Consider the following 294-nt stretch of genomic DNA (forward strand, 5'->3'; position numbering starts at 1 on the left):
GACGCGGCATGCCACCGTTGTCACGGTTATCAGCATTGTTCTCTTCTGGCTGTTCTGGTGCAGTTTGCGCTACGACTGGCAGCGGGACTTTCACCAGTTCTGTGCGTGGGGCTGGTGCTTCCTGAACAATTGGTTCGGCTGCGACAGTTTCTTCAACCACCGGTGCGACTACCGCTTCTTCGGCTACGCTTTGCTCGTAACGCACTTTCTGATTGAGCTGACGCTGTTTACGACGTGGCTGAACCGGACGTACACGTTCTTCCTGTTCGGTTTCGTGAAAAGATTGCTCTTCAA

1 protein-coding gene is annotated in these 294 nt (G+C 53.7%); it reads right to left on the bottom strand.

Translation table 11 applies throughout. The annotated features are described in order from the left end of the window. Window positions 1-294: hypothetical protein (locus LZP73_RS20140; protein ID WP_234236689.1), on the bottom strand; the 294-nt coding region annotated here is incomplete at both ends.

The sequence above is a fragment of the Shewanella sp. AS16 genome, from assembly GCF_021412365.1.
Taxonomy (GTDB): domain Bacteria; phylum Pseudomonadota; class Gammaproteobacteria; order Enterobacterales; family Shewanellaceae; genus Shewanella; species Shewanella salipaludis.